General features: G+C 62.6%; 13 protein-coding genes. 6 read left to right on the top strand and 7 right to left on the bottom strand.

Annotated features, from left to right (window positions below; genetic code table 11):
- The first annotated feature begins 43 nt into the window (after positions 1-43).
- Together NLX68_RS22675 and NLX68_RS22680 are read left to right on the top strand one after the other, a co-directional pair.
- Positions 44-1936, top strand: a complete 1893-nt coding sequence (locus NLX68_RS22675; RefSeq protein WP_254285893.1) for a hypothetical protein — start codon at positions 44-46, stop codon at positions 1934-1936.
- Positions 1933-5370, top strand: a complete 3438-nt coding sequence (locus tag NLX68_RS22680; protein WP_254285894.1) for a YncE family protein — start codon at positions 1933-1935, stop codon at positions 5368-5370. The genes NLX68_RS22675 and NLX68_RS22680 overlap by 4 nt, the downstream gene beginning before the upstream one ends.
- A gap of 40 nt (positions 5371-5410) precedes the next feature.
- Here the strand turns inward: NLX68_RS22680 and NLX68_RS22685 are convergent, their stop codons facing one another.
- The 3 genes from NLX68_RS22685 to NLX68_RS22695 form a co-directional block, all read right to left on the bottom strand.
- The gene (locus NLX68_RS22685; RefSeq protein ID WP_010226518.1) at positions 5411-5692 is read right to left on the bottom strand and encodes a peptidylprolyl isomerase; all 282 of its coding nucleotides are present in this window, start codon (positions 5690-5692) and stop codon (positions 5411-5413) included.
- A 116-nt stretch (positions 5693-5808) separates the two neighbouring features.
- Positions 5809-6870: a 3-deoxy-7-phosphoheptulonate synthase gene (locus tag NLX68_RS22690; protein WP_254285895.1), complete on the bottom strand. Its 1062-nt coding sequence runs from the start codon at positions 6868-6870 to the stop codon at positions 5809-5811.
- Positions 6871-7418: 548 nt separating this feature from the next.
- Positions 7419-8084, bottom strand: a complete 666-nt coding sequence (locus tag NLX68_RS22695) for a response regulator transcription factor (protein ID WP_010226520.1) — start codon at positions 8082-8084, stop codon at positions 7419-7421.
- 162 nt (positions 8085-8246) lie between these two features.
- Between NLX68_RS22695 and NLX68_RS22700 the strand changes: the two genes are divergently transcribed.
- Positions 8247-8873 (top strand): response regulator transcription factor, encoded by a 627-nt coding sequence (locus tag NLX68_RS22700; protein WP_254285896.1) that lies wholly within the window; start codon positions 8247-8249, stop codon positions 8871-8873.
- On the opposite strand, the gene NLX68_RS22705 is transcribed toward NLX68_RS22700, so the two are convergent.
- The gene (locus tag NLX68_RS22705) at positions 8870-9508 is read right to left on the bottom strand and encodes a pentapeptide repeat-containing protein (protein ID WP_254285897.1); all 639 of its coding nucleotides are present in this window, start codon (positions 9506-9508) and stop codon (positions 8870-8872) included. The genes NLX68_RS22700 and NLX68_RS22705 overlap by 4 nt on opposite strands.
- Before the next feature lie 111 nt (positions 9509-9619).
- Entirely contained in the window at positions 9620-11491 is a 1872-nt protein-coding gene (gene exaA / locus NLX68_RS22710; protein ID WP_254285898.1) for a quinoprotein ethanol dehydrogenase, read from the bottom strand.
- 260 nt (positions 11492-11751) lie between these two features.
- Between exaA and pedF the strand changes: the two genes are divergently transcribed.
- Positions 11752-12189: a cytochrome c-550 PedF gene (gene pedF, locus NLX68_RS22715; protein ID WP_010226528.1), complete on the top strand. Its 438-nt coding sequence runs from the start codon at positions 11752-11754 to the stop codon at positions 12187-12189.
- Between the two features lie 87 nt (positions 12190-12276).
- Entirely contained in the window at positions 12277-15438 is a 3162-nt protein-coding gene (locus tag NLX68_RS22720) for a hypothetical protein (RefSeq protein ID WP_254285899.1), read from the top strand.
- Here NLX68_RS22720 and NLX68_RS22725 read toward each other — a convergent pair.
- Both NLX68_RS22725 and NLX68_RS22730 read right to left on the bottom strand, forming a co-directional pair.
- Positions 15433-16584, bottom strand: coding sequence for an acyl-CoA dehydrogenase family protein (locus NLX68_RS22725; RefSeq protein WP_254285900.1), 1152 nt, complete (start codon positions 16582-16584; stop codon positions 15433-15435). The two genes, NLX68_RS22720 and NLX68_RS22725, sit on opposite strands and share 6 nt — an antisense overlap.
- A 16-nt stretch (positions 16585-16600) precedes the next feature.
- A complete protein-coding gene (locus NLX68_RS22730) occupies positions 16601-17671 on the bottom strand; it encodes an enoyl-CoA hydratase/isomerase family protein (protein WP_254285901.1) in 1071 nt (356 codons plus the stop codon).
- Positions 17672-18022: 351 nt separating this feature from the next.
- On the opposite strand from NLX68_RS22730, the gene NLX68_RS22735 reads away from it, so the two are divergent.
- The gene (locus tag NLX68_RS22735) at positions 18023-19204 is read left to right on the top strand and encodes a porin (RefSeq protein WP_254285902.1); all 1182 of its coding nucleotides are present in this window, start codon (positions 18023-18025) and stop codon (positions 19202-19204) included.
- Positions 19205-19215 lie beyond the last annotated feature (11 nt).

The raw sequence follows: 19215 nt of genomic DNA on the forward strand, positions 1-19215 counted from the left end.
CTATTGAATAAGTGTCCCTCTCCCTTGTAGAAGGACACCGCTCATGACCCACGCAGAACCCTTCGACCTTGCGCTATCCCGGCCAGGCCAGCCGCGCTGGCTGAGCCGCCCGCGCTTTCCCCTTGGCGAGCGTATTCCGGTGATTGTCACCGATGAAGCCGGGCAGGAGGTTGTCGGTGACGCCGGGATCAACCTGGCGCAGAGCGAGTCTTCGCCCGGCGTGGTGGTGGCGGTCGAGCCGTGGCTGGATCAGCGAGCCGGGCAGCGGGTCGACCTGTTCTGGGCCGGCGAGCCGATGACCAGCGAATGGGTAACGGCCGTTGGCCAAACCCTGTACCTGCAAGTGCCTGGCGAACAGCTACCCGGGCAAGGCGCCGCCAGTATCGCCGTGTTCTATCGGGTGCACTTCAGCGCCAATGACGTTGAAGATTCCGCTCCAGCCCGCGTCCTGCTCAAGCTCAACCGCCCCGGCGGCAAGGATCGCGACGCCAGCCAGCCGGGACACCAGGGACTGCCGGTGGCCACCTTGCCGCCAGCGCTGATCGAGCACGGGGTGGACGCTGCTTCGGCCGCGGCGGGCGTGCCGGTAACCATCGCCGGCTACGAAAACCTGCGCGTGCGTGATCTGATCGAACTGCGCTGGGGCAATCAGCGGGTTCTGCACACGGTCACCCGGGCTGAAGCCGACGACAAACGTGTGGTGCTCACTGTCAATGAACAGCAGATTCTCGACGCCGGCGACAGCGACGGCCTGCGCCTGGTCTATCGGGTCAGTGACGAGGTGCGCAACGACTCCCAGGACGCCGACCTGCTGCCCTGGTCGGCGCCGAGCCAGGCGTTCGAGGTCTATGCCAGTAACTCCTCGCTGCCTGCGGCCTACGTGCTGGTGAACGGGCAATACGTCGAGCAGATCGAACTGCAGGCCGTCGCAGATGGCGATGCCTGGGTTGAGGTGGTGACTTACCCGGCGGATTTTGCCCGCGGGCAATGGCTGCACCTGCTCTGGCGTGGCACCACCGAGGACGGACGCGTGGTGGATATCGAGGAGAGCCGCCAGTTGAGCCGGGTGCCCGGTGCCGAGCGGTTCAGGATCGCCAATGACCAGTTACTTGAACTGGCCAGCGGTACTGCGCGTGTCAGTTACGAGGTGGGTGTAACGGCAACTGACCCGGACCCCCGTGGCTCGCGGCGGCGGACCTTGTCTGTGCTTGAGGTGCCAGCATGGTCATGGCACGCGCCACGCGTACCCGCAGCCGTGCATGGCGCTGTTGCCGTTGGCGCGGGAGCGCTCGAAGTCGAGATCGACCTGCCTCGTGGCTGCCCGCTGGGCCTGGTGTTGACGCTGGTGTGCAGCACAAACTCGGGCCGCCAGCGGCGGGTGGTATGGATGCGTAGCCATTCGCTCAGCCGGCGGGACCTGCAGCGCGATGCACTGAGTTTTTCGCTCCCGGCGCCCCTGCTTAAGGTGTTGGCACATCAGCGGCTGCGCTTTTCGTTACAGATCGACGGTCAAGAGGGCCCGAACATGGAACTTCAGCTTGAAACTTCACAAGAGGTTTATGCCGCTGCGCAGGTCGAGAAGTTGCGCGACGGCCTGCTGGACCCCGCCGAGCTCGGCGCGCAAGGTGCGACCCTAGTGATTCCGCTGGATCCGCGTTTACAGCTGAATGACCGGGTGATGTTCTATTGGCGCAGCACCGAGCCCGGCGGCAGTGCGGCGGATACCAGTGCGATCAGCAGCCTGACCCGGCCCTTGAAGTTCGATGTGCCGCGTAACGTGGTGCAGGCGAGCAGCGGCGGCACGGTGAGCCTCAATTACCAGGTTACCCCGGTAAACGGCGAGCCTGGGGTTTCCGAGCCGCTGGAGTTTTCTGTCGGGCCGCGCGCAGTAACGGGCAATTCCCCGGCAGCCCTCGTCGATGAGGTGCAACCATGACCCGCGCCGAAGCGCCCTTTGCCCTACGAGCCCAACGCCAGAGCCTGTCGCCGCGTAACCTTGAGCGCCTGCGCGTCCCGCTCGGGGATTTGATCGATGTGCTGGTCGAGGATGATGACGGCGAGCTGATACCGGGCGATGCCGGGGTCAACCTGGCCCTGACCGACGATCCCCGCGGCCTGGCCGTGGGGATCCCGCTGTGGGCCAATGCGCAAGCCTTCGAAGAGATCGAAGTGTACTGGGGCGGTAGCGTGGCGGTAATCCATTTCCTCTCGGCGGCCGAGCTCGATGCGCCGGAAGGCATCCTGTACCTGCGGGTGCCGCTGCGGCGCCTGCTGGACGGTCAGGCCGAGGTCTCGTACACGGTCTGGCACCTTGACGGCAACTCGTCCGAGTCCGCGGCCATTCGCGTACTGGTCAAGCGTACCCGCCCGGGCGGCCGGGATGATGACGCCGAACAACCCGGACATCAGGGGTTGGTGCCGGCGGGGCTGGGGGATGAGCTGATCGAAAGTGGCATCGGGCCGATCGAGGCTGCTGCTGGCGTCGACGTGTCGATTGCCGCCTACGAGCACATGCGCGTGCGTGATCGCATCGAGCTGGATTGGGGCGGCGAACGCCTGGTGCACGTAGTTGCAGCAGACGAAGTGGGCCAGGACCTGACCCTGGTGGTCGAGGAAGCATTGATCCTCGCCGCTGGCGATGGCGAGATCAAGATCGCCTGGAAAGTCACCGACGAGGTACTCAACAGCTCGCGGGACGCCGATGAGCGGCCCTGGTCAGCCTCGACCACGGTTGAGGTCTATGCCAGTGATGCGCAGCTGTATCCGCCATACGTGAAGATCCGCGATGAGTATGTGGATGAAGTCATCGATCTCAACGAGCTTGACCTGGACGACGTCACCGTCGAGGTGTTTACCGATCCGCAGCACTTCGAAAAAGATCATTGGGTCGAGCTGTTCTGGAACGGTTTCACCGCCGACGGCGAACGGGTCCAGCACCGCCAGCAGGCCCAGGTCGAACGTGTCCCCGGCGCGGTCACCTTCATGGTGCCCAATGGTCAGGCGCAACTGCTAGGTGGGGGTGGCCGGGTGGTGCTCCATTACCAGGTCAAGGCGGGCGAAACCACACCGCCTTTAAACAGCTCGCAACGCACCACCCGGCGCATCGAAGGCGAGGGCGCCGGCATCGGCTTGCGCGCACCGACGGTACTGGAAGCACAAGGGGGGTACCTCGACCCAAGCCTTGGCGAAGCAACCATCCGGGTGGCTGCCTACCCAGGCATCAAGATTGGCGATGTGCTGACCGTGGTGTTCAGCGGCACCCGCGCCGATGGCGGTGAGGTGTACTTCGACCACACCCGCAATGTCACCAGCGGGCAGATCGAGGCCGGCGAAGTCTTGCGCTATGTGCCCGGCGAGTACATCGCCGCCCTCGATGGCCGGCGTGCCGAGGTCTACTACCTGGTCAATGGCCGCCGCTCCGAGACCCTCGGGCTGGTCATCGGCGAGCTGCAGGCCACCCTGCAGGCGCCGACGGTGCTGGAGGTCGACGAAGGCGTGCTGGACCCGGCGGCCGTCGGTGCCCAGGGTGCGACCCTGGAGATTCCCCTGTATGAAGGCATCGCGCTCGGTGATCGGGTGACCTACCTGTGGCGCGGCAGCGAGGCCGATGGCAGCACCAGTGACCAGAGCGAGATCAGCAGCCTGAGCGAGCCGCTGGTGTTCGATGTGCCGAAACAGTTTGTCGAGGCCAACCTCAACGGCAGTGTCGAGGTGAACTACAGCGTTGAACGCGACGGGCATCCTGGGCTGGTGTCGCGAGTGTTTTCGTTCCGGGTCGGGGTGCTGGCGCTGGAGCTTGATGCTCCGACGGTAGTCCAGGCTCCGGGCGGCATCCTGGATCCGCTTGATGCGCTAACGGGCGCGACAGTGGAGGTCAGTTATGCCGGCATGTCTGTCAGCGACCAGATCACGTTGCACTGGCGCGGCACGGCGATTGCCGGCTCTGCCGAACTGGGGCCGTTTGCGGGTGATGCCAGTGGTACGTTGCTGATAGATATCGCGGTGGCGTTGGTGGGGGCGAACATCGGGCCGGCGAGTATGACAGTACAGCTCAGTTACAGCGTAGAACGTAGCGGACAGGAACTGGCAGAGTCGCCCGTATTGCCGTTGATCATACAGACGCTGGCCCAACTACCGACCCCCGGGTTGCCCCAGGCTGAAAACGGAGTCATTGACCTAAACAGGATATCGGGAAATCCCGCTTTTCGGACGGAACCCTGGCACTTCATGGCGGCTGGACAGCGGTTGTGGTTACGTCTTCACGGCGAAAAAAAAGATGGCAGTGAAGTGACTTTCCCGTTGTGGACGGCGCAATCTTTGACCAATACGCTGCCGCTGACCAGGAGTATCCCTCGTGCGGACCTGGAGCAACTCAAGGATGGCAGTACATTTACACTTGAACTGAAAGTTTCGTTTGATCGTTCGGTCAATGAAGGCTTGGCTGTCGAGTTTCTGTCAGGTGTCTATACGATTAACCACAAGCAGCTTGCACATTCTCGAACCTATACACTTTCTCACCGGCCAATAAGCATGATCCTGGGGCGTTCGAATGCCAAGTTGTATGTCACTTTGGAGCATAGTACGGATCAATTGAATGGCTCAGGCCTCGCGGTACTTGACTTGGCTTCTGGGCAAACCCAAAGTTTGATGAGTATTCGTGCCGACACGTCACGCGCAGCGGTAAATGCAAACGAAACACAAGCGTGGAAAGGTTGTTATGATGGGCTCCGCGTCATAGATCTGAACACGCTACAGGTCACGCATTTTACGCCAGTTCCGTATGGCGCCTCGTCTCCCGTGATCAATGCGGCTGGGACTCGTGTCTACTTTCAGACCATCCATCATGCGAGTGGTGTGAATGTCCAAAAATTATCAATACTGGACACGAGCAATAATGCCGTGATCAAGACAATTGATTTTCCGATGGTCTCGGGGCTCACATTGAGTCACGATGGGCAGCGCGTCCTGGCGAGTGCCAATGGTTTTAGTGTTCTTGATGCACAGACGCTATCGTTGGAGTTCAGCATACCCTTGACGGACTATTGTAGTGATATTTGCGTGAGCGGAAACAATCAAACGGTTTTTGCGCTGATCCCAAATAAATATTCACTGGCGATTATTGATCTTGCCTCAAGAAGTGTTCGGTATGTCTCGCTAGGGAGCGGTACTTATGGAAGGGTATTGGCCAGCGCTGATAATTGGGTTGCCACAGAGTACAACGACGCTTTGCAGATTGTTGATATAGCGACAGGTAGTAGACTGCAAGCCTTGTCGCTAAACGGTGGCTACGCGTGGGATGCGGTAATCGATGATGACAATAGCGTATACGCATGTACACGCCAAAATGGGACAGTCATGAAGTTTAGCTGATTGCACATGGCCGGCCTTAACCCGGCCGGCCATATGATAATCAATCCTGACGGCTGGTCACTTCCAGCAGGTGATAACCGAACTGGGTCTTCACCGGGCCTTGCACGGTGTTGACCGGTGCGCTGAACACCACGGTGTCGAATTCCTTGACCATCTGGCCTGGGCCGAACGAGCCCAGGTCACCGCCCTGGCGGCTGGATGGGCAGGTGGAGTTGGCCTTGGCGATTTCGGCGAAATCGGCGCCGGCTTCGATCTGGGCTTTCAGTTCATTGCACTTGTCTTCAGTGGCAACCAGGATGTGACGGGCAGTGGCTTTGGCCATGGGAGTGGCTCCTTGGGGTAAAACCCCAAGCCTAACGCAAATGAGGGTTGGCCGATAGTTATCGCGGGGCAAGTGGGAGCGGCGGTGCGGCGACCCGACTTGCCCCGCGATAAGGCTCACAACCGCTCAGCCGCCTCCCGCAGCAAACGTTCGGTCGAATCCCAGCCCAGGCAACCATCGGTAATCGACACACCGTACTTGAGCGGTTGCGCGCCCAGCGCCTGGCAGCCATCGAACAAGTGGCTTTCAAGCATCATGCCGACCAGCGAGGTGTCGCCCTGCAGGCGCTGCTCGAGCACTTCGTTGAACACCGCCGGTTGGCGCAATGGGTCTTTGCCGCTGTTGGCATGGCTACAATCGACCATGATCCGCGGCGCCACACCGGCCTTGGCCAGGCCCTGACGGGCCAGGGCGAGGCTTTGGCGGTCGTAGTTCGGGCCCTTGTTGCCGCCGCGCAGCACCAGGTGGGTGTCAGGGTTGCCCAGGGTTTCGACAATCGCCGGGTAGCCTTGCACGTCCATGCCGAAATGCCGATGGCTGTGCGCGGCGCTGCGGATCGCATCGCAGGCAATGCCAACGCCGCCGTCGGTGCCGTTCTTGAAGCCGACCGGCAGGCCCAGGCCGCTGACCATCTCGCGGTGAATCTGCGATTCGGTGGTGCGTGCGCCAATCGCCGCCCAGCTCAGCAGGTCATCGAAGTAACCGGCGGCCATGGGTTGCAGCAGCTCGGTGGCAACCGGCAGGCCGCGTTCGAGCATGGCCAGCATGAGGCCGCGGGACAAGGCGATGCCGCCGTGCATGTCGTCGCTGCCATCGAGGTGCGGATCGTAGGCCAGACCTTTCCAGCCGACGGTGGTGCGCGGCTTTTCGACGTAGGCGCGCATCACCAGGAGCATCTGGTCGCTGACGTCGATGGCCAGGCGCGCCAAGCGCTGGGCGTATTCGCGGGCCGAACGGGGGTCGTGGAGCGAGCAGGGGCCAACGATCACCAGCAGGCGTTGATCTTCGCCCGCGAGAATGGCACGTACGGCCTGGCGATGGGCTTCGACCTGGGCGGTGAGGGCAGGGGTAAGCGGCATTTGCTGCTTGAGCAGCAGCGGGCTCGGCAGGCGTTGGCTGACGGCGCTGTTGGCAGCAGTGGGTTCGGACAGTGGCAGAGCGAGGTTGGACGATTGCATGTTCTGGTTCCCTGGGCGGATGGCGGGGTCTGGCCCGCGCTGTCGGCCCTATCGAGGTGTTCGACAGATGGCCGGATTGGCGTCATGTGTGTGCGTGCCACCAACAAGTGACCGATCGGAGGCGGCAGGCTGGCCCGAACGGGATTGGCTAAATCGCCAGGCGCTAAAGCTTGGGTAAGGGTGGTAGGTGACGTAGTTCATGTGCTGTTCCTCAATGTGATTCGCTAGTTGCCGGGGGCCTGAAACGCAAAACCCCCGATCGGGGAGCCGACCGGGGGTTGAGTATTCTCGTGTTCGGCGGCCCCTTGAGTGTGGGCGCCGGTGTGGGTATCAGCGGCGCCTGTGGCTAAACCAATACCCAAAATAAAATCGAGCCGGTGAGGCCGTCGCGCACTCGACAGCCGCCACGGGGCGCGACAAGCGACCAGTGCTGCAAGCGTGAGTGAGGGGTGTGTGCGACATGTGACTCTCCAGTTGATGTTCCCGAGCTTACTTCAGGCGTTACCGTGGTTTCAATGGCTAATTTGCATGAATGCGATATGCCAGGGCTATCGTCGCAGGTAGGCGGTGAAGTCGATGTCGCCGGCACTGAGGATCGCCTGCACGCGGTTGTGCACATTGAGCTTGCGCAGGATCGCCGACACGTGAGCCTTGACCGTGGTTTCGGCGATGTCGAGGTTGTAGGCGATCTGCTTGTTCGACTCGCCCTTGGTCATGCGTTCGAGCACCAGCAATTGCTTGCGGGTCAGGGCTTGCAGCAGTTCCGGGGCAAAGCCCTGGTGTTCGCCCTGGCTGCGCCGGTGGCTGCTCTTCTGGGTGCGGATGATGTCTGGCGGCAGGTAGACGTTGCCGTTGAGGATCTGCTCGATGGCCTCAGTCATCTGCGAGCGCGGCGAGGATTTGGTGATAAAGCCGACGGCGCCGTAAGTGATGGCCTGCAGTACCACCTGTTTGTCCTGTTCGGCCGAAACGATCACCACCGGGATGGTCGGTGCCTCGTTGCGCAGGTTGATCAGCCCGCCCAGGCCGTGCATGCCGGGCATGTTCAGGTCGAGCAGGATCAGGTCGAGGTCATCGTGATCGCCGGTGATCGCCAGGGCACTGTCGAGGTCGGCGGTTTCCATCACCTCGCTGCCAGGAAAGCCATCGCTGATGACATTGTGGATGGCCTCGCGAAACAACGGGTGGTCGTCGGCGATCAGAATCTTGTACATGGCTTTGCACCTTATTGTTGTGGTTGTGCTGCACCCCTTCATTACAGGCCAGGTGCAACGCTTTGGGAATGCGACCATCGACAAGTAAAACAGTACCAAAGTAGTAGTCGAGCGCCCAGGCGTGCGTTCTAGCATGGGATAAAACTGCAGGAGCACCACGCCATGGCCATATTGCTGGTCGACGATCACCCCATGCTGCGCCTGGGGCTGGCCGCTACGCTGCAACAGGGCCTGGACGGCATGCCGATCATCGAAGCGGCCAGTGGTGAAGAGGCCCTGCACAAGGTTGGCGAGCAGTTGCCGGGGCTGGTGCTGATGGACTTCGGCCTGCCCGGCATCAGCGGCCTGGAAACCACCCGGCGCCTGCGCCAGCGCTGGCCGCAGCTGCGCGTGCTGTTTTTCAGCGAGCACACTGATCTTGGCCTGGTACGTCAGGCCATGGCGGCGGGCGCCTGTGGCTTTCTGTCCAAGGCAGCGGGGCCTGCGGTGTTGCTTGAAGCGGTACGCCGGGTGCTGTCCGGGCATGCCTACATCGAGCAGGCGCTGGCCACCGACCTGGCCTGCCAGGGGGGCAATACGCGCCTGCAAGGCTTGAGCCTGCGCGAAACCGAAATTTTCCTGATGCTGGCCAAGGGCATGCCGACCCGACTGATCGCCGAGCAGTTGTGCATCAGCGCCAAGACCGTATCCAACTGCCTGACCCTGCTCAAAAGCAAATTGCAGGTCGCCTCACACGCCGAAATGGTGCACCTGGCGATTGAGGCGGGCCTGCTGCGTATCGCCGCTTAGTCCCAGGTTTTCGGGCAACCCTGGCAGCCTTCCATGTTGCTGTCCTGAAAGTTGGCGTAATGCTGGCGGCTGCCGCGCAGGTCGGCCTGCTCCAGATTGCTTTCGCCGAACTTGGCTTCTTGCAGGTTGGCATCGGCAAGGTTGGCGCCCTTGAGGTCGGCCTTGCTCAACCAGGTCATTTCCAGGTCGGCGGCCTGCAGCTTGCTGCGGTGCAGTTTGGCCCCGGAGAGGCGGGCGAATTCCAGGTAGGCGGCGCTCAAGTCGGCGTTCTCGAAGTTGGCGCCCTGGGCGAACATGCCCCAGGCCTGTACCGCGACCAGCTTGGCGTCGCGCAGGTCGGCCAGGCGCAGGTTGCTTTGCTGCAGGCTCGCGCGGGTGAGGTTGGCGCCTTGCAATTGGGCTTTTTCCAGGTTGGCCAGGTCCAGGCGCGCATGGCGCAGGTTCGCCCCGCGCAGGTCGGCACCGGCCAGGTTCATTTTGCGCAGGTCCTGGTTGCTGAGGTCGGCATTGCGCAGGTTGGCATTGGGGCATTGGCTTTCCTGGGCGATGGTGCAGCCGTTGATGGTCAGCGGCGCGTCGTCATCGGCCAGGGCGGGGGTGCAGGCGAGGGTGAGCAGTAGCGGGAGGTATTTCATGGGGATCTCCTGGGGCTGGGCGATAGCCATCGCTGGCAAGCCAGCTCCCACAGGGTTTGGTATGCACCGATCCACTGTGGGAGCCGGCCTTGCCGGCGAGAGGGCGTCAAATCAGCGTTGCGCTGTCTTGGTGTCCCAGGCCGGGATCTTGAACACCCAGAACGAGCCACCCTGGGCCACCGGCTTGGTCAGTTCGGCCATGTCGCCGCCCCACAGCGGCACCGCGCCGCCGTAGCCGACGGTCACGCCGATGTATTGCTCACCGTCCTGTTCCCAGGTGATCGGCGGCGAGACGATGCCGCTGCCGGTCTGGAATTTCCACAGCTCCTCGCCGGTCTTGGCGTTGAAGGCCTTGAAGTAGCCGTCACCGGTACCGGTGAACACCAGGTTGCCCTTGGTCGCCAGTACCCCGGCCCACAGCGGCAGGCGTTCCTTGTGCTCCCAGACCATCTTGCCGGTGGTCGGGTCCATGGCGCGCAGCGAGCCGACGTGGTCCTCGTACATGCGCTTGATGCGAAAACCCATGCCCAGGTAGGCCGAACCTTTCTTGTAGTTGACCTCCTCGGTCCAGTATTCCTCTTTCCACTGGTTCGACGGCACATAGAACAGGCCGGTGTCCTGGCTGTAGGCCATGGGGTTCCAGTTCTTGCCTCCGAGGAACGGCGGCGACACTTCCACCGGCTTGCCCTTGGTCTGCCCTGGCTCGGGCTTGGCCGGGCGCTGGCCGGGGTTTTCTACCGGGCGGCCGGTCTTGAGGTCGATATGGCTGGCCCAGGTGATGTTGTCGGCGAACGGGAAGGCGTTCTTCAGTTTGCCGTTGGTGCGGTCGACCACGTAGAAGAAGCCGTTGCGGTCGGCATGGGCGGTGGCCTTGTACTGCTTGCCGTCCTTGTCCTTGTAGTCGAACAGCACCAGTTCATTGTTGCCGGAGAAGTCCCAGGCGTCATTGGGCGTGTGCTGGTAGAACCACTTGACCTCGCCGGTGCTCGGGTCGACGCCGACCTGGCCGGAGGTGTAAAGGCTGTCGTAGTCGTGCGGGTTGCCGTCTTTGGACGTGCGCGCCCAGGTGTTCCAGGGGCCCGGGTTGCCGGCGCCGACAATGATGGTGTTGGTCTCGGCATCGAAGCTTGCGCTCTGCCACGGGGCGCCGCCGCCATGGCTCCAGGCCTCGACCTTGCCGGTCTCGGTGCTCGGGTCGTTCGGCCAGGACGGTGCCTTGACGTCGCCGGTGGGGGTGCTGTCCTTGCCGTTCAGGCGGCCCATGTGGCCTTCGACGAAGGGGCGCATCCACACCTCGTCGCCGGTTTGCGGGTCGCGAGCATACAGTTGGCCAACCACACCGAATTCATCGCCGGAGCTGCCGTGAATCAGCAGCACCTTGCCGCTCTTCTGGTCCTTGATCAGGGTCGGGGCGCCGGTCATGGTGTAGCCGGCGCTGTGGTCGCCGAACTTCTTCTTCCACACTACCTTGCCGGTGTCCTTGTTCAAGGCAATGACCTGGGCATCGAGGGTGCCGAAGTAGATCTTGTCGCCATAGATGGCAGCGCCGCGGTTGACCACGTCGCAGCACGGGCGAATGTTGTCCGGCAGGCGATGATTGTAGGTCCACAGGCGCTTGCCGGTCTTGGCATCGAGGGCAAATACCCGCGAGTAGGAGCCGGTGACGTAGATCACCCCGTCATTGACGATGGCCTGGGACTCCTGGCCGCGTTGTTTCTCGTCGCCAAAGGAGTACGACCAGGCCGGGGTCAGCTTGAACACGTTCTGGTCGTTGACCTGGGCCAGCGGGCTCCAGCGCTGGGCATTGGTGCCCATGCCGTACTGCAGCACGTTGCTGGTGCTTTTGTGGTCGTCGGCGATGTCTTCCCAGCTCACCGGTTTCGCCAGGGCATGCGGGGTCAGGGCCAGGCTGCCGAGCAGGAGGACGGTGTGCACGGCGGCAGACAGCGGAGAAAGCGCGGCGGGTAACGATCTTATTGTCATGGTTGGAGTTCCCAATGAAGGTTTTGGCCTGCATAGACTGGAACGCCAAGGGCGCGATCGATACGGAAAAACTCCCGGCCTTAGCGGGAAAATTTCCCAATCCGGACATGATTTGGCACTGCCCCACAAGCGCTACTACCAAGGGAGGAGGCTGCGACCACCAAAGCAGCATGGGGCCTTTGTCAGGGCCTTCCTAAGATGCCGGCACAACCTTTCAGCCGAGAGGTTCTTGCGTGCAAACAGCAGTCGAGGGCAGAACAATGAAAACAGCAAAACACGCCTGGTTGAGCCTGATCGTCGGTGTCGGCCTGATGAGCAGCGCCGGGGCTTTCGCCCATGGCAACGTCACGCCGACCGCGGTCAATACCGGCAACCTGGAAAAGCTCGGTGATCAGTGGCGCGCAGAAAACCCTTACCGCAACAGCAAGGACCATGACGAGGCGGTGTCGATCGGCGCTTCGGCCTATAACCAGAACTGCGCCGCCTGCCACGGCCTGGAGGCCAAGTCCGGTGGCATCGCCCCGGATTTGCGCTTGCTCGACGAAGGCGCTGCCGGTGATGAGTGGTTCGTTGAGCGGGTGCGCAATGGCGCGGTCCGTGATGGCCGGGTGTACATGCCGAAAATGGCGGATTACCTGAGCCAGGAAGCGCTCTGGGCAGTGCGCAGCTACCTTGACAGCGTGCACGTCGAGGAATAGAGCGCTTGTCGCTGACCTAGCATTTTTGCCAGTTTCGCAACCTTGCGTTCAAGCGTTGAATAGGCCTTCCGCTCAGGAGGAAAACCTATGACTTCGTTGCTGGAATTACCTGTGGTTCGCGTGCCCGTGGGGGCAGACATTGCTGTCATTGTTGAAGACGATGAGGGTAACGAAGTCGCCGGCGATGCCGGGGTCAACCTGGCGATGCTGGACACCAGCGGTTCGCTGGCTGTGGCCATCGAGCCTTGGCCCGGCCAGCAGGCAGGCGATCGCTTGCGCCTGTATTGGGCCGGGCAGCCGCTGACGTTGCGGGTGCTTGGTGACCCTGAAGTCGGCCACACCGTACACCTTTCAGTCCCGGCCAACGCCCTTGGCGAAGGCCAGGTCAGTGTCCACTATGCACTGTGGCAACCCGGCAGCGGCTGGCAACAATCCGCGCCCATACGGGTGCTGGTCAAGCTCGAGCGCCCGGGCCAGCCCGCGCCTGGTGAGCATTCGCAACTGGCCGCACCGCGATTGAATGTCACACAAGTTACAAGCTCCAACGTCGATCGGGTGCAACTGAGCATCGACGCTTACCCTGGCATGCGTGTGCGCGATCGGCTCGAGGTGGAGTGGGGCGGTCAGCGTTTCAGCCATGTGTTAGGCCATGACGAGGTCGGCGGTGAACTGACCCTTTCGGTGCCCGGCGATGTGATCAGGGCCGCTGGTGACAGTAATCAGGCCGTCAATAACCCGACCTATCACCTGCTGGTGCAGTACCGCGTGATTGACGAAGTACTCAATAGCTCCGAGGGCGAACTTGGGAGTCCTTGGTCACCGCGCGTGGAGGTACGCGTGCGGCTCAACGCCGACCCACTGCCCACACCCTGCGTCACGATCAGAGGTGCCGACGGAGGCGAGAGTGGCTGTCGGGCGGTGGTGGGCAACCTCACCGCCCGCGACCTGCTGGTTGTGGTCTCGACCTACGACTATCACTTTCGCGTCGGTGATTCGCTGGCGTTGTTCTTCGACGGTGTTGCCTGCAATGGCGAACCGGTACCGCTGCAGGCTGTACAGCCAGTGACGCAAGTGCCGGGGCCGGTGACATTCAACGTGCCCAACGCGCTGGCCAGCACCCTCGGCCAGGGTACTGCGGCGGTATCCTATCACCGCCTGCGCGAGGGGCAGCCGCACCTGGCGTCACCCCAGGTGCCGGTCATTTTTACCGACGAGCGAACGGCGCTGGCCTTGCCCCGGGTCGAGCAGGCCAACGAAGACAACCATCTGCAGCCCGACTCGCCGGCTACTGTGCAGATACCCTTCTACCCCTGGATACGGGTTGGGCAATCGGTTCGCATCGTCTGGACCGGCAAGCGCTTCGACAATGGGCGGGTGTTCCATGAGCAACTGCTGATTCTCGACGAAGAAGACCTCGAAGATGGCCGCAGGCTTATCGAGCACACTATTCCCCAGCGCTATGTAACGCAGTTGTGGGGCCAGCGTGCCGAGCTCTACTACCTGGTCGACGCCGAGCGTTCGCCTTCGTTGTTCCTGCAGATCGGTGATGCGCTGGCGCTGCTCGACGCCCCTGACGTGCTTGAGGCGAAGGACGGCATGCTGGCACCTGCGGACCTGGGCGACGAGGGCGCAACGCTGGTCATTCCAGTGGGCGAGGACGTGCTGCCGGGCAGTTGGGTGACCTATTTCTGGCACGGCTTCGATGACCAGGGCTTTGCCAGTGAGCGCAAGCCGGTCGAGGATGCCGCGCAACCGCCGGTGTTCCGGGTACCGCGCGATATCGTCCTGGCCAGCCAGGGCCAGCAGGTTCAGGTGAGCTATATCGTCAGCAGTGCCGCACGGCCCGGGCGCGCCTCGCACCTGCTGAACCTGACGGTGGGCGAGCTGGATATCGACCTGCCGCCACCTGAAGTACCCGTGGCCCCGGACGCTGTGCTCGATCCCCTCGATGCTGTAGACGGTCTGCAGGTGCGGGTCGCCTATGAGGGCATGAGCGCAGACCAGCAAATCGTCCTCGAGTGGCAGGGCGAGCACAGCGCGGGCGAATGGACTTCGCTGCCCGAGCCAGGCAACGCCTCTGGCGTGGTTGACATCCTGGTACCCGCGACGGTGGTCGGCGCCAACATTCGCCCGCAGCAGAGCCTGGTTACGGTGCGTTACACCGTGAGTGTCGATGGGCAATTGCCGCGTTTCTCAAGCCCGCTGGAACTGCGCATTGAAACGCTCAGCGAACTGCCGCCGACGCAGGTGCTCGAAGCGCACGACGGTGGCCTTGATCTGGCCGACTTCGAGGGCGACGCGCACTTTCAGGTTGCGCCCTGGCCCTTTATCGCCCTGGGCCAATGGGCCTGGTTGAGGTTGCATGGCATCAGCGAAAACGGACCGCTGAACCTCACCTTGTTCGACGGCGTACTGGATGACCCCGAGCAGATTGCCAGCGGTTTGAACCTGACGATCCCGCGTGATGTGCTGCTGCAGCTGATGCCCAGCAGCCCGTTCACCCTGGAGTTTAAAGCCTGCTTCGACGGTTCGGAACTGGAAGCCAACGCCCTGAACTTCGAAGCGCTGGAGTTGCTGATCAACCCGCTGGGCTGGCAACCGTTCGAGGTCAACGGCTGGGTCACCGGGCGTTTTGCACCGGTTACCGGTTTTGCCGGTGCGCGTTTGCGCCGCAGGCCGATTGGCCTGGTGCCGCCGTTGCGTTTCAGTGTTAGCCACCCGGAGCTGGCCTCGGTGGATGGAACCGGTGAGGTGACCCTGCTTGGGCAACTGCAACAACCGTTGTTCATCTCCGCCGATGGTGACGATGGACGCCACGCCAGCTACCGCCTGGATGCGCCGCTGAAGTGGTTCGAGAAACCGCCAAGGCAGCTGTTTACCTTTACTTCGGCACAAGACTATTGCCTGCGCGAGCGCCTGCAACTGCCCACCATTGGCGAGGTGATCCATCGTGAAGGCGAGCGCGGCCAGGGGCAACTGTGGAGTGAATGGGGAGACCTGCGCGCCAACGGCTGGCTGCAAGACGATGAAGGTAACTGGCCGGGCAGTGCGATGGTGTTTCTAGGTACTCCACCGCATCCGGATTATGCCTATAGCCTGTCCATCGGCGTTGGCCGGATCTTCCCCATCGCCCATGGCAACGTGCTGTATGTCAGTGGTTATCGGTTGGCTACCGTTGCCTGCCGGGCCTGTGACGCTTCGCATGAACATCGTGAGGGCGAAGTGTCCGGCCCGGCGCTGGACTTATAGCGGATAGTGCTTGAGCTCCCGCGCAATCAACATGCGCTGGATCTCGCTCGAGCCTTCGTAGATCTGGGTAATGCGCGCATCCCGGTAGTAGCGCTCGACCGGGTAGTCCTCCAGGTAGCCATAGCCGCCATGCACCTGAATCGCCTTGGAGCACACCCGCTCGGCCATTTCCGAGGCGAACAGCTTGGCCTGTGAAGCCTCGCTCAGGCACGGCTTGCCGGCGCTGCGCAGGCGTGCGGCGTGGAGGATCAACAGCCGCGCGGCGTTGATCTGCACCTGCATGTCGGCCAGCAGGTTGGCGATGCTCTGGTGCTCGTTGATCGGCTTGCCGAACTGGATGCGGTCGCGCGAGTACAGCAGCGCTGCCTCGAACGCTGCGCGGGCAATACCCAGGGCCTGGGCGGCAATGCCGATACGCCCGCCTTCGAGGTTGGACAGGGCAATAGCCAGGCCCTTGCCGCGTTCGCCGAGCATATTGGCGGCGGGGATGCGGCAGTTGTTCAGGGTTACCGCGCAGGTGTCGGAGGCGCGGATGCCCATCTTGTGCTCGCTGCGATCGACCACGAAGCCTTCATTGTCGGTGGGCACCAGGAAGGCCGAGATGCCTTTTTTCCCCAGCTCCGGGTCGGTCACCGCGAAGACGATGGCAAGCCCGGCGCGCCGGGCATTGCTGACGAACTGCTTGGCGCCGTTGATCACCCAGTGATCGCCCTGCAGTTCGGCGCGGGTGCGCAGGTTGTGGGCCTCGGAGCCGGCCTGCGGTTCGGTCAGGCAGAAGCAGCCGATCACTTGCCCGCTGGCCAGGCGTTCGAGCCAGGTCTGTTGCTGCTCGGCGCTGCCGTAGGCGAGCAGGGGGCCGCAGCCCACCGAGTTGTGGATGCTCATCAGTGCGCCGGTGGCACCATCGCCGGCGGCGATCTCCTCGACCGCCAGGGCGTAGGCGACATAGTCGGTGTAGCTGCCGCCCCATTGCTCGGGCACGACCATGCCGAGCAGGCCCAGCTCGCCCATCTTCTGCACCACGCCATCATCGATCCAGCCGGCCTTTTCCCAAGCCTGGGCATGGGGGGCGATCTCGCCGCGGGCGAAATCCCGGGCCATGTCGCGGATCATGATCTGTTCTTCAGTCAGTTCCAGGTCTTGCATCTGCGTACTCCAGGCCTCACAGGCCTTCGAAGAATTGATCCACGCGCTGGCGGTTGAGGCCGGCGAGGGTGGTGGGGTTCCAGCGTGGCTGCTTGTCCTTGTCGATGATCAGTGCGCGCACGCCTTCGATCAGGTCGCCATGCTCGAACCACTGGCGGTCCAGGTGCAGTTCCATGGCGAAGCAGTCTTCCAGGCCCAGGTGGCGGCCACGGCGCAGCATCTCCAGGGTCACGGCCATGGCCAAAGGCGAGCGGCTTTCCAGCAGGTCGGCGGTTTTCACCGCCCATTCGTGGCTGTCGGCCACGGTGACTGCCCGCAATTGCTCTACGATACTGCCGACATCGGCCAGGGCGAAGAAGTGATCGATGGCCGGGCGCAACCTGGCCAATGGCGCGTCTTCGAGCACCTGGGTGCCAAGCTTGGCCAGCACGCTTTGCAGGTCCTTGAGCGGGTGTTCGCCAAAGCTCAGGGTGTCGAGGCGTTCATCAAGGCTGGCCAGCTTGCTGCTGTCCAGGTACCAGTCGGCCAGGCCGCAGTACAGCGCATCGGCCGCCTGCACCTGTACGCCGCTGACCCCCAGGTAGGTGCCCAGCTCGCCAGGAATGCGCGAAAGAAAATAACTGCCGCCGACATCCGGGAAGTAGCCGATGGCGGTTTCCGGCATGGCCAGGCGGCTGCGCTCGGTGACCACGCGCAGATCGGCACCCTGGGCCAGGCCCATGCCGCCGCCGAGGGTAAAGCCGTCCATCAGGGCCAGGACCGGCTTGGGGTAATGGTGGATGCACAGGTCGAGGGCGTATTCCTCGACGAAGAAATCCCGGTGCAGGCTGTCGCCGGCCTTGTAGCTGTCGTACAGCGAACGGATGTCGCCGCCGGCGCAGAAGCCTTTCGGGCCTTCGCCACGCAGCACCACGGCCTGCACCTGCGGGTCACTGGCCCAGGTATCCAGGTGGCGCTGCAAGCTGCGCACCATGTCCAGGGTCAGGGCGTTGAGGCCGGCGGGGCGGTTGAGGGTCAAGTGACCGATATGGTTGCGAACCTCGGCCAGTACATGGGCGTCGGTTGGCGCTTGAGCGTGCGCGGTCATCGCTGTCTCCCTGCTTTGTTATTGATTTTCCATGTGTTTTAACACGGTCTGGATAGACGCTAGAGGATCGAAGGATCCTATCAGTGCAAAATTGCCCAATACAATCCGTAAATCTGCAGGCTGAGTCTGCATTTTTGCATGGCTGATTGCGCCTAACGCACCGGGTCTTGCCACTTTAGCCTTGTGGCACCGGCGGGCAAGGGCTTAGTTCAGAGGAGTAGTTCCGCGTGCGGGGAGCCAGGCCCGCGCCGCCAAAGCAGTACCCGGCCGGTGCCAAGGCAGCGTATGGCTGCCTGGCGAAGGTTTCGATAATCGCCTCCGACATTCGTCCCCCCGTTTGCGGAGAGCGCCATGCACAACAATAACAATGCCAATCGCCGTTTCCTGCCCTTGCTGACCAGCCTTGCCGCCCTGAGTCTGAGCCCCTTGGCCGATGCCGAAATCATGCTCTACGACAAGGAGCAGACGACCTTTTCCACCGACGGCTATATCAACGCCTTCTACGTCAACAGCGACGTCGATCGGGCGGGGGAGCAGTACGATCGTCGACAGTCGCGGGTGAAGATGGGCTTTTTGCCCAACTACCTGGGCTTCAACATGACCCGCCAGGTGGATGACCTCAAGCTCGGTGGCCGCGCCTCGTTCTGGGTGACCATCAATGACAGCGAAACCAATGGCACCGACACCGCCATCGACGTGCGCCAGTTCTACGGCACCGTGGCCAACCCCGAGTGGGGCGAGGTGCTGATCGGCAAGGACTTCGGCCTGTTCGCCCGCTCCAACATCCTCCTCGATGAGCTGCTCGCAGGCTATGGCCAAGTCAGTGACACCCTGGGCCTGGTCGATGGCGGCGGCGTGTCGTTCGGCAACATCGGCAGCGGTTATCCGTACCCGTTCCCGACCTCGCAGATCACTTACCGCACGCCAGTGATGGAAGGCTTGCGCATTGCCGTGGGGATCATGGACCCGGTCGATACCAACGACGACAGCGCGGTGGGCAAGGCCTACCAGGAAAACCCGCGTACCGAGAGCGAGATCACCTACCAGTTCGACCTGGGTGGGGCGCAGCTCTACAGCTGGCTCAACGGCACCTACCAGACCTCGGACAATACCGATAGCCGGGTTGATTCGGTCACCTCCAAAGGCCTGGGCTATGGCGTGCAGGCGAAGATGGGTGGCTTCTCCCTGACCGGCTCGGGCTTTACCGCCAAGGGCATCAACCCGTTCTTCACCAACAACGCCGGTGAGGCCACGTTGCGCGAAGTCGACAGCAAGGGTTATTTGCTGCAGGGCTCGTACAAGGTCGGCAAGAACCGCGTGGCGCTGTCCTATGGCAAGACCAAGGATGACGGCAACGGCGCGGTGAACACCGGCGCCGATTATGAAACCCGCGGTATCGCGCTGTTTCATGACATCAACGACAACCTCAAGCTGGTGGCCGAGTACAACCAGTTCGAGATCGACGGGCATGAGGGCGATGCGCAGAACGAGGATACCGATACCTTTGCCGTGGGGGCGGTGCTGACCTGGTAAACACAAGACTT

It is taken from the genome of Pseudomonas sp. SBB6, assembly GCF_024213215.1.
Taxonomy (GTDB): domain Bacteria; phylum Pseudomonadota; class Gammaproteobacteria; order Pseudomonadales; family Pseudomonadaceae; genus Aquipseudomonas; species Aquipseudomonas donghuensis.